This is a genomic window from Spirosoma pomorum (assembly GCF_054776615.1).
Genome location: NZ_BAAHBP010000031.1, coordinates 14,950 through 26,825, shown reverse-complemented (window position 1 = coordinate 26,825; position 11,876 = coordinate 14,950). Strand labels below are relative to the sequence as shown.

The 11,876-nt window shown below is 52.0% G+C and carries 7 protein-coding genes; 2 read left to right on the top strand and 5 right to left on the bottom strand.

Going from position 1 to position 11,876, the window contains the following annotated elements; genetic code table 11:
• Positions 1–8 precede the first annotated feature (8 nt).
• From ACYVAD_RS19415 to ACYVAD_RS19395, 5 genes are all read right to left on the bottom strand, one after another.
• On the bottom strand, positions 9–2,156 hold the full coding sequence (locus tag ACYVAD_RS19415; protein ID WP_461141188.1) for a helicase-related protein: 2,148 nt from the start codon (positions 2,154–2,156) through the stop codon (positions 9–11).
• The gene (locus ACYVAD_RS19410; protein ID WP_461141187.1) at positions 2,095–3,387 is read right to left on the bottom strand and encodes a phospholipase D-like domain-containing protein; all 1,293 of its coding nucleotides are present in this window, start codon (positions 3,385–3,387) and stop codon (positions 2,095–2,097) included. Before ACYVAD_RS19410 ends, ACYVAD_RS19415 begins: the two co-directional genes overlap by 62 nt.
• A gap of 226 nt (positions 3,388–3,613) precedes the next feature.
• Positions 3,614–4,747 carry an amidohydrolase family protein gene (locus ACYVAD_RS19405; RefSeq protein ID WP_461141186.1) on the bottom strand — a complete coding sequence of 378 codons (1,134 nt, stop codon included), beginning with the start codon at positions 4,745–4,747 and terminating at the stop codon, positions 3,614–3,616.
• Positions 4,744–6,009 carry an MFS transporter gene (locus tag ACYVAD_RS19400; RefSeq protein ID WP_461141185.1) on the bottom strand — a complete coding sequence of 422 codons (1,266 nt, stop codon included), beginning with the start codon at positions 6,007–6,009 and terminating at the stop codon, positions 4,744–4,746. The genes ACYVAD_RS19405 and ACYVAD_RS19400 overlap by 4 nt, the downstream gene beginning before the upstream one ends.
• Before the next feature lie 38 nt (positions 6,010–6,047).
• Entirely contained in the window at positions 6,048–6,485 is a 438-nt protein-coding gene (locus ACYVAD_RS19395; protein WP_461141184.1) for a MarR family winged helix-turn-helix transcriptional regulator, read from the bottom strand.
• Between the two features lie 436 nt (positions 6,486–6,921).
• Here ACYVAD_RS19395 and ACYVAD_RS19390 point away from each other — a divergent pair, with 436 nt between their 5' ends.
• Entirely contained in the window at positions 6,922–10,173 is a 3,252-nt protein-coding gene (locus tag ACYVAD_RS19390; RefSeq protein ID WP_461141278.1) for a SusC/RagA family TonB-linked outer membrane protein, read from the top strand.
• Positions 10,174–10,303: 130 nt separating this feature from the next.
• A complete protein-coding gene (locus ACYVAD_RS19385) occupies positions 10,304–11,866 on the top strand; it encodes a SusD/RagB family nutrient-binding outer membrane lipoprotein (protein ID WP_461141183.1) in 1,563 nt (520 codons plus the stop codon).
• The last annotated feature ends 10 nt before the right edge of the window (positions 11,867–11,876 follow it).

The following is an 11,876-nucleotide window of genomic DNA, read 5'->3' as shown; positions in this document are numbered from 1 at the left end:
AATATAACTTATTTAATAATCAGCCAGGTAATTAGATCGAAGGAAGCATTTTCGTCGGTCTTCTCGTCGGCGGATTCGTCTTCTTCTTCCGGAATGACAAACGCATTACTATTCGTTTTTACCTGAACGGCTACTTTCTTCTGAATACGCCGGGTGTTGGCGTCAATGGCTTTTTTCATCAGGCTGGTATAGTGTCCTACGTCAGTGCCGTTCTGCGTTTCAGCGTTGAACAGGTCGCAGAGTTGTTCGTATGCCTGTTGCCGATCCTGGCAGAGCAGGCGGAACACTTCCAGAATTTGCTTGGCACTGACATAGCTGTAGCGTACCGCCCCGTCGTCGTACACGTAGGCCAGGTAGTAAGGATGCAGTGGGTTAATAGCCCGGCTCTCGCTGGCAACCGCATCGGTTTTCTGCCGTAAGCAATACAAGGCTCCCGGCTTGATAAGATCGTTATTGCCAATTTTTAGCTGACCCTTATCCGCCAAGTCAGCGTACTTGCCAATTGGCGAGGGCACGATGGCATACAGACCAAGCGGTGCGTCGGCAAGCTGCTTCTTGTTTTTTTCAATAAACCGCATCAGTTCGACCCGGAAATCATCGAGCGTAAAATCAGTTAGCGAAACGCCCCCTTCGTTGAGATCTTCCAGATCCAGGATTTCTTCCTGCAAGCGTTTGAGCTGTTTGTCGCGGTACTTCAAATCCTGCTCAACCAGTTCCTCAATCTGATCGTTGCTCAGCAGGTTATCTTCCCCCGTGGCCGTCACGTCGACCAGCGCCATGCGTGCTTCAACGCGGGTTTTCAGGTTGATGTACTGATCGAGGTCTTTGGTCGGCCAGAAGTTAACCAGTTGAATGCGGTCGTTGACTGAACCCAGCCGGTCGATCCGCCCAAACCGCTGGATGATGCGGACTGGATTCCAGTGAATGTCGTAGTTAATCAGGCAGTCGCAGTCCTGTAGATTTTGCCCCTCCGATATACAGTCCGTCGCAATCAACAAATCGATTTCGTCGGTTTGGGGCATCGTTTTCGTCAACTGATCGCGACGCTTCGAGCGGGGCGAAAAATTGGTCAGAATGGCATTGAAATCGGTTTGCCGGGTATAGCCTTTCGGCTGAAAGGTCGTTTGGTTGCCCCCGCTTCCACCCGATACCAGTGCCGAATGCAGGCCAAGCTCTGTCGATGTCCAACCGTGCAGGTTTTCGTAGAGGTACTGCGCCGTATCGGCAAAGGCCGTGAAGACGATCACTTTCCGGTTATCAACGTTGAGCGGACTCTTTACTTTGTCGAGGATCAGCTTTTTCAGGGCCTGTAGTTTAGCATCCCGGTCGGGTGTGATGGCTTCAGCATCATTGTAAAGAGCGATCAGTTTGTCTTTATCGTCGCGCAGGTCGTGCAGCCAGCTATCCAGATCGATATGAGCAAGGTCGAACTTTTTCTTGCCGCCCACCAGATACGCATCTTCGGCAGCTTCTATTTCTTCGTCACCAGCCGCATCGATAGCCAGTTCATCCGATTCAAGAATAGTGCGAACGGGATTAGCCTGATAGGCCGTGATTTTTTCTTCCAGCCGCTCAATCTTCTTGATGGTCCGGTCCATCGAAAGTTCGAACGATTGCACCGAGCTTTCCAATCGCTTTAGAAAGCCTACTTTCATCATCCCGATTAGGAAATGCTCACGTTTTTCCTGCGAGAAATTGGCCGTCTTCTGCGTATCGATACGCTCACCATACTCGCCCTTATACGGATCGAGCAAATACGCCGACGGATTGAACAGGCTAAGTTTATAAGAGGAGATTTCCCGGTTAATGGCGTCATACGAACGAAAACGGTGCCGAGTGTCCATGTCAGGATAAACGGCCATTGGTTTTAGTCGCTCCGGAAACTTACCAATAGCGTTCATGTCATAAAACGTCTCGATATGTCGCCGGGAACGGGCAATGGTCAGTTCATCGAGCAGCTTGAAGAAACCACTATCTAGCTTCTCCAGCAACCCCTGCACCGTGCGATTCGGATTTCTCTTAGGGTCGGCCCAGTCGGTAAACTGCTTTTGCGCGGCTGCTAACGTAGTGCCGATGTTCTTAACTCCCGCCGATTCACTCAGTGCCGTATCGCTTCCCCCTGTGATGAAATAAATCTGATTCCGCAGGTCTTTCAACGTGTTGTTGACCGGCGTGGCGGATAACAGTAATACCTTGGTTTGCCCCCCCCCCCGCCCGGATAATGTCGTCCATCAGGCGGCTGTACCGGCTTTTAATGAGATTCCCATCGGCGTCGTATTTGCCGACCGTGTTGTTGCGGAAGTTGTGTGATTCGTCGATCACAACCAGATCGTAAGCCCCCCAATTAAACGTCTCAATGGCGATGTTGTCGGCCTGGGAGACACCCTGTATCCGGCCCAGATCGGTATGATACATGACCGCGTAGTTCAGCCGGTCGCGCTGTAGAGGATTCAATACCGAATTTTTACGAGCCTGATAAATCGTCCAGTTGTCGCTCAGCTTTTTGGGGCAGAGCACCAGCACGTTTTTATTCTTAAGCTCGTAGTATTTGATAACAGCCAGTGCTTCAAACGTTTTACCAAGTCCGACGCTATCGGCCAGTACGCAACCTCCGTGCTGCTCGATTTTATTAATTACCCCACGAACACCATCTTTCTGGAATGGATATAACTTATTCCAAACAACCGACTCAGTAAATTGCGTTTTACCGTCGAGCAGACTGTTTTGCTGCTGCTGAGTTAGGTACTCCTCAAAGATGTGATATAGTGTTTTGAGGTAAACAAATTCGGGGGCGGTATCTTTATAAAGCTGTTCCAGGTACTTCAATACGTCAGCTTTCACGTCGCGCACTAGAGTCTCGTCAGCGTTCCAGAGCGTATCGAACCAATCTTTCAAATCGGTCAGCGACGATTTGCTATCGACAATCAGGTTAAGCTCCATGTTAGGTCGATTTCCAAAACCCAGCCCGCTTGCCGTAAAGTTGGAACTGCCTGTAATTGCATCTTTATCGCCTGACGCCTGCTGAATATGGTACAACTTGCCATGCAGGAAGTTAGGCTTAACCACGGACCGGATGTCTACCTTATCTTTAATCCATTGAGCACAATCCTGGGCTACTACCTTTTGTTTTGTCGAGTTGCTCAGTGAGATACTATCTTGTTCAATTCTAGAGGAACGGTACGTCTTGCTATCATCTAGGACAAAGTTGGGTTCACCAAACAGAAATCGTAACTCTTTGATCTGATCGAGTTGTTCCTTTAAATGATAGTAAGCGTAGATGGTAAAATAGGCGGAAACGATGGACAGCCTGGACTCCGGGTTGATATAATCACGTAAAAAATCACCAACACTACCCCTGTCTTTATTGTCGCGTATTCCAGAATGCATAGAGGGAAAAACGTTTTTGCATTCTCCAAAAATATAAAATTAACAGGCGCCAACCAGACCAGAGACACTAAAAAAGATGCGACGAGTCACGTTACGACATGGCTTTTCCTTAACATCCGCATCATCACCGGTATTGGCGGTAAAGGCATGACGTCCAGCGCGGGTTATGCGGAAGAAAGCATTCGACAATGGAGCTAGACCGGTAGCGGAAAGCTGCTAAGCAAACCTAATGGTTGGGGGCAGCCCGAGTAAGACGTTCCCAGTTGCCATGCGCGAACAGCGCCTTCTGATCGTCCGAAAGAGCAGCCTGCTCCAGAAACGAGCGAGCTTGCCGGCCCGGCCTGTACTGGTAGGGATAATCGGTCGAGAACAGAATTCGCTCCGGGCCGACAATCTCCAGCGAGCGCTGCAAATACGACTGACTCCACATGCCGCTGGCCGTTACGTACAAGTTCTGTCGGAAATAGTCGGCGATGGGCCGTTGCAGACCTGCGATGTTCCCAAGCGCGTTCATTCGCTCCAGGTAGAAGAGAACAACCTCGCCCCAGTGGCCGAGGATCAACTGAAGCGTAGGGAATTTGTCAAAAACGCCAGCTATAATCAGGCGAACAAACTGAATACCCGCTTCGTAATGCCAGCCCAGGCCAAAAGTAGCGAAAGCCGTATCGACCGTATCATTGAAGCCTGAGTAATACGCATCCCGGACGGAGCGCTGGGGAATCTGCGGGTGAATAAAAATCGGTACCCCTAGTTTAGCCGCTGTCTCAAACAGAGGCAGGAAGTCGGGGTGATCCATGTTTTTGTCGCGGGTGCGTCCGCACAGCATAGCGCCCACCAAACCGAGCTGGTTTACGCTACGTTCCAGTTCGGACGCCACATGGTCCGGGGCAGCCGTTGGCAGGGTCGCAAAACCCTGAAAGCGGGTAGGATGCTGAGCTATCGTGGCGGCCACAAAATCGTTTGTCTGACGAGCTAGCAACACACTCTGGTCGGCTTCGAGATTATGTAGGGCGGGCGTCGTTACTGACAGCACCTGCACGTCGACCCCCGCTTCGTCCATTAGCGTTAGTCGCTGCGGGCCAAGGTCGGCCAATCGTTCGTCGATAATGCCCTGATCCAGCCGGTCGGTACCTTCCTGACCAATGGCGGACGCAGCCCATGCCGAACGAATCTCGCTCGTTACAAAATGCTCTTCGATAGCAATCAGCTTAGTCATGTTTTCGTCGATGAAGTTTCCTGGTAGAATGGAGAACCAACGTCCTGGAATGTCAACTGGCGAGTGGGCGAAATGGTTGAGTCTATTAGTAGGCTCGTCAACGGCTACAACGTAAATGACGCGCTGCGCTAAACACGTAATCAAACCGTTAGCGTGGCTTCCTGCACAGCGGTTGGTGCTGGTTTGATCGTGGTTTTCGCGCGTCGGGCCTGCCGCAGATAACGAACGTGGAAGGCTCCGATACCCAGTGCCAGTAGTCCCTGAATCAGTACCGTGTTCTGGACGCCAACGTGCTCCGAAATCGTACCAACCAGCAGACTTCCAAGTGGCTGCATTCCAGCATTGGCCATCACAAACAGACTGATAACCCGACCCCGCATAGCTGGGGCCGACTGGGTCTGGAGCAGTGTGTTGGTAATCGTTACCTGCGACATCATTCCGAACGCCCCTACAGCAATCAGCGCCAGCGCGAGTGGATACCAGGGCGCGTGCGAAAACAAGATCAGGCCAGCACCAAATACGAAGGTGTTGATCGCCAGTATGTTGTTTAGGTTGGTGGTAGGTTTTAGCGACGCCAGGTAGAGTGCGCCAACGAATGCCCCCAGCCCGATAGCGCTGTCGATGAGCCCGAAAGTTGAAGCCGTCCCGTGGAAAATATCTTTGGCGTACACGGGCATCAGCGTCGTGAACGGTAACACCAGCAAACTTGTCAGCGCCAGACGACCGAGAATAAACCGAATCGATTCTGTGTTCTTGGCGTACGCGAATCCCTCAACCAGTTCGCCCAGGATATTTTTGGGGTGGGGGCGCGGGGCAAAAGCTGGCAGTTTCAGCATGAGCAGCGTACTGATCACAGCAATGAAACTAACGGCGTTCAGGCCGAAACAGGCCACTTCACCGAGCGTTTCGATCACCAGCCCCGCCAGAGCAGGTCCAATCAACTTTGACAGGTTGACCATCGATGAATTCAACGCAACGGCGTTCGGTACGTCAGCTTTATTCTCAACCAGATCGTACACCAGCGATTGGCGAGCCGGTACGTCGAAGCCGTTAATGAGGCCCAGCACTACGCTCAGACCAATGATTGTCCAGACGGCATCGGCCTGAAAATAAACGACGGCCGTGAGTAGAATCGCCTGAATCATGGACAAGACCTGCGTCAGCAGCAGGACCTTGTAGCGATCGTAGCGGTCGGAAACGACTCCTCCAATCGACGTAAGGAGTGCCGACGGAAACAGCGTCGCAAAGACGCTGATTCCCAGCATCAGCTTCGAGTTCGTGGTGGAGTAGATAACCCAACTGACGGCGGTTTTCTGCATCCAGGTTCCCAGCAGGGAGAGGGATTGCCCGGTAAAGTAAAGTCGGTAATTACGGCTACCGAAAGCCCGGAAAGTTTGACTGTTCAATTCAGTAATGTTGTCGTAAAAAAATCAGTAAAATCAGCTTATTCAACATCCAATAGCCGGTTAAGCGGGCCCAGTGCCTGACGTAATAACAACTGTTCATCCGCAGAACAGGTTTGAGAAATGGCATCGCTTAGCCACTCGTCGCGTTCGTGTCGGGTGGCTTCCAGAAAGTGCTGCCCTGCTTCGGACAGCGAAATGCCAACCTTGCGCCGGTCTGACTCCAGTGGTTGCCGAACGATGTAGCCCAGCGTGTCCAGATGCTGTAGAATTTGTGACATCGATTGTGACGTAACCTTTTCCCGTTTGGCCAGCTCCCCCGGCAGCCGATTCGGCTCTTCGTGAAGTAGCTTGATGACGCTGCGTTCGGTCATCGACAGGGGACTGCGCCCTGATGAATGACTGCGCAGTTTTTTCATGAGCCGGGAAACAATCGTTCGCAAGTCAGCCGCTAGTTGTGAATCGTCGAGTTGTGTCATATTAGTTCAGTAAACTACGTAAGTTACTTTACTAATATGACAACGATTAAGCTGGATTAGTGCCGGAGTTCCGTACTTTTTTTGATAGCCTGCAGATTGCTTCACTGGTAGCAGCCGACCAGGCTACGAAGCCTCTTTACTCATTTGTTAAGCCGCTATTACGGCCCCAGAAAGTTAATGGGCCTGATATAAACAGATGTCATGATAAGCATCCATCGCGGCTACTATTTTGCCAGAAATCGAAAAGAGTCGCGTATTAAGATTACGTAAATTTTTACGACACACTATTTATAAAGTGTTGATAAACAATTGACTGTGGTCAGGGTTGGGGGCGGGTACTTTTGCAGGGGATACTTACTAACCTGCGCTTTATATGAAGTTTTCTTTCCTGTCAACACGAACGAACAGTCGTCTTCGATCGCTTACGTGCACCTGGATGCTCGTTTGCGTCGGTACGCTGTCAACGTTCGCTCAAACCATCAGCGGTCGCGTTACGTCGGCCGAGGATCAACAGCCGCTGCCGGGCGTATCAATTCTGATCAAGGGCAGCACGTCGGGCACGACTACCCGCGAAGACGGTACGTATAGCTTAAACGTAAGCAACCCCGCCAGCACGACGTTAGCCTACTCATTCATTGGCTATGACAGCCAGGAAGTGGGGGTAGGCAATCGCTCCGTTATCAACATCGCCATGAAGACCGGTGCATCAAACCTGAACGAGATCGTCGTGACGGCCCTTGGTATCAAGAAAGACGTGCGGCAGACGGGAGTTACCGTTCAGACGGTAGATGGCTCGCAGTTGCTGAAAGCCCGTGAACCAAACCCGATCAACTCGCTAACGGGCAAAGTCGCTGGTCTGACTATTGGTAGCTCGGCCGAACTGCTGGGTCGCCCCAACATTTCGCTCCGGGGTAATTCAGATGTACTGTTCATCGTTGACGGTATCCCCATTACGTCGGATACCTGGAACATCAGCGCCGACGACATCGACACGTACACGGTGCTAAAAGGCGCTTCGGCATCTGCTCTGTACGGCTTCCGGGGAAAGAACGGAGCTATCCTGATCACGACCAAGCGCGGTACCAAAGACAAGCGTGGTTTCTCGGTAGAAGTAAACACCAGCCAGATGTTCGACCAGGGCTTTCTGGCCATTCCGAAAGTTCAGGATGAATACGGCCCCGGCGACCACGGTGTTTATGCCTTTGGTGATGGGAAAGGTAACGGACTGAACGACGGTGACTACGACATCTGGGGACCAGCGCTGAACGGCCAGCTGATTCCGCAGTACGACAGCCCGGTTGTTTCGGGTCAGACATTCACGACCACTTTCCCAAACGGAAAAACGTTTACCAGCAATCGCCAGCCGACGCCGTTTCTGCCCCGTGGTAAAGACAACCTGAGCCGGTTTATCCAGACGGGTATTCTGTCGAACAACAACGTAGCCATTGCAGCATCGGGAGACAAATACGACATGCGGTTCTCGCTGTCGCACAACTTCCAGCGGGGACTAGTGCCGAACACAAAACTGAACGTAACGAACTTCAACCTGACGGGCGGCTATAATTTCTCACCGAAACTGCGCTTCGAGGCCAGCATGAACTTCAACCGGCAGTACACGCCTAACTTCCCGGATGTAAGCTACGGTCCGAACTCGCTGATCTATAACGTTATTGCCTGGGGCGGAGCCGACTGGAACATTGATGACATGAAGCAGATCTGGCAGCCGGGCCACGAACTGACGCAGGATAAGCAGATTTACGCCGAATACCAGCGGTACAACAACCCCTGGTTCCTGGCGAAATACTGGTTGCGCGGCCATTACAACAACAACTTGTACGGCTACACGTCGCTGCGGTACCAGATTGCCAATGGGCTGCAACTGACGGCTAAAACCCAGCTGACGACCTATAACCTGCTACGAACGGAGAAATTACCGTATTCGGCTACGACGTATGGTCGGGAGGAAGGCCGTGGTGATTACCGTGAGGACCGCCGGAACCTGTTCGATAACATCAACCAGGTGTTGTTACAGTACAACAAAAACGTAGGTGGTAACCTGAACATTAACGCGCTGGCCGGTGGCGAAGCCCGGATTTTCAATTACAACTCCGACTACGCCAGCACAAATTACCTCAACGTACCGGGCGTGTATAACTTCGCCAACTCGTCGAACCCGGTCATCGCCAGTAACTTTACTGCCGATATGCGGGTGCTATCGGCTTACTACTCCGCCGACTTTACGTTCCGCGACTACGTAACGCTGACAACGACCGGCCGTCTAGACAAACTCTCGACGCTCCCAAAAGGGAACAACGCGTATTTCTATCCGTCGGTAGCCTTGAGCACCGTTATTTCGGATTACGTGAAGCTGCCATCCGCGCTGGGAATTTCGTTCCTGAAGGTGCGGGCGTCATATGCCAACGTAAAAGACGGTCTGACGCAGTCGACCATCGGGTCGACGCCGGGCGCTTCCTTCCCGGTTGGCTACGGCGACAACTATACGTCGTCCTACGGTGGGCCAACGTATCAGAACTCGGCGGTGTATTCGCTGCCGCTGCTGTATAACAACAAGCCGGGCGCTTATTTCACGAATACGCTCAACAACCCAAATCTGAAGCCGAACTCGACGTCGCAGACGGAAGTAGGGCTGGATATACGTTTCCTCAACAACCGGATTGCGCTGGACGCGGCCTACTTTATCAGTAACGATGGACCGCGGATCTTTACCCTGCCTTCGTCGGAAGCAACGGGTTATACCGGACGGCTGGTTAATGGGATCATGACTCAGAAAAAAGGCGGGGAAATCTCGTTGACGGGTAAGGCGTTGCGGACCAATAGCGGTATCAACTGGGACGTCGTAGCGAACTACTCAACCTACACCGAACGGCTGAAAGAAGTATATCCCGAAGGTGGTATCAACACACTGGCCTCCAGCTACTTTGTGGGCAGTAGTAACGGTAACCGCTTCATCAGCGTCGGCGACCGGACGGATGGCTTCTATTCCAGTGCGTTTGTTCGTACGCCCGACGGACAGCTGATCAATGATGGCGGTGGGCGGCCGATCGTCAACCCAACGGCGCAGTTCCTGGGCTACGTGAATCCCAAATTTGTCTGGGGTATCAACAACCGCTTTAGCTACCGCGACTTTACGTTCAGCTTCCAGTTCGACGGTCGTGTGGGCGGTGTCATTGGTGACTATGTCCGGCAGAAAACCTTCCAGGGGGGACGTAACATCGAAACGGTACAGGGTGCGCTGGGAGCTGCTCGGGTGAATGACGTGCAAGGCGTTAAATCATACGTGGGTAGCGGGGTTGCACTGGCAAGCGGTTCGTTAAATTATGACGTCAACGGCAATGTGTTAAACTACGGTGAACTGAAATACACGCCAAACACGACGGCCACCTTCGCACAGGATTACATTGCCCGGGTCTACGGGGCTACCGAAGCGTATCTGATGGACCGGAGCTTTGCTAAGCTGCGTGAAGTGATCATTGGCTATTCGCTGCCGGCTCGCCTGGTTAGTCGTTTCGGCGTTCGGCAGGCCAGCGTATCATTGGTTGGTCGTAATCTGCTCTACTTTGCCCAGTATAAAGACATCGACCTCGATCAGTTCCTGACCGGTGGCATTTCCAGCCTGCAAACGCCAACTACCCGCCGGTACGGCATCAATCTTAATCTGACATTCTGATAAACTATCGCACTCCCAACCCCTCTGCTGTTTTAGGAGCTAAGCTTGTAGGGCGGCACTGACCACCGGCATGGGCCGCCCTACAAGCTTGGGGGTTAGTGGTAGGAAAACACTAAAACGATCTTATTAAATGAAACGTCATAAATACATTGTATCACTGCTGGCCCTGCTAACTCTGGGAAGCTGTGAAAAACCGTTCGATCAACTCGAACAGGACCCCAACCGGCCAACCAGTGCACCGGCATCGCTGGTATTCAACGGTGTGCTGAACGATATGTACAGTGTAGCCGGTGGTGGCGGCTGGAACGATATTCAGCGGTATAATCAGTTCTACGCCAGTAACTATAACTACTACGGAACCAACGAATACTCCTGGACCACGACGGGTTTGTACTACACGACGTTGAAAAACGTGGTGAAGCTGGAGGAGGAGGCCAAAAAGGCTGGATTGGCTGACCTGAATGCGTATTCGGCGCTGGGTAAATTCTTCCGGGCGTACTTTTTTGAAAACATGACCCGGCGCGTCGGCGATATTCCGATGACCGAAGCCCTGTTAGGCCTGAACAACGCAACACCGAAGTACAACTCGCAGAAGGAAGTATACCTCCAGGTACTAAGCTGGCTTGACGGCGCCAATGCCGATCTGGCGTCGCTGATTGCGCAAAACAACAGCACACTGTCGGGTGATATCTACTTCGGCAACAGCCTGAGCAAGTGGCAGAAAGTAGTCAATACATATAAGTTGCGCGTGTTGATCAGCCTAAGTAAGAAAGAATCGGATACTGGTCTGAACGTAAAAACCCGTTTCGCTGAAGTCGTTAACAACCCGACGAAATATCCGATCATGACGTCGATGGACGATAACCTGCAATACGTCTACAATAGTCAGTTCAACAAATACAACCGCAACCCAGACAATTTCGGGGGGAACGCTACCCGCGAGAATATGGCGGCAACGTACCTTGGAACGCTAACCAACCTGAAAGATCCGCGTACGTTTGTAGTGGCTGAACCCGCTACGGCAAAAATCGCTGCTGGTGTGAAACCAACCGATTTTTCGGCCTTTGTGGGTGCATCGTCAGGAGAGGATCTGGCCACGATGGCATCGAATGCGACCAAAGGAGTTTATTCATTCCTGAACCGGAAGCATTACTACAGCACGTATACGGCCGAGCCGTACCTCATTATCAGCTATCCCGAATTGCAGTTCAATATCGCTGAAGCCGTCAACCGGGGCTGGGTATCTGGTAGTGCTGAAATGTACTATCAGAATGGGATCAAGGCGTCGTGGTCGTCTTACGGTATTACCGACGGGGCCAATACGGTTTACTTCTCGGCCGATGGTGGCTACCGTAATTTTAACACGTATACGGTTACGGTTAGCTTCGCCGACTACTATGCGCAATCGGCGGTGAAATACGCGGGGGGGGCGACGGGATTGTCGCAGATTCTGACGCAGAAGTATCTGGCGTTTGCACAGAACTCGGGGCTGGAGGCTTTCTACAACCAGCGCCGGACGGGTGTGCCAACATTCATGGTAGGACCCGGCACGGGCAACAGCCAGCGGATTCCGCTACGTTGGCAGTACCCGGCTACCGAGCGTTCGTACAACACCGCCAATAACAGCGCGGCTGTAGCGAGTCAGTACGGCGGTAACGACGATATCAACGCCCAGATGTGGTTGCTGAAATAAATTAGTATTT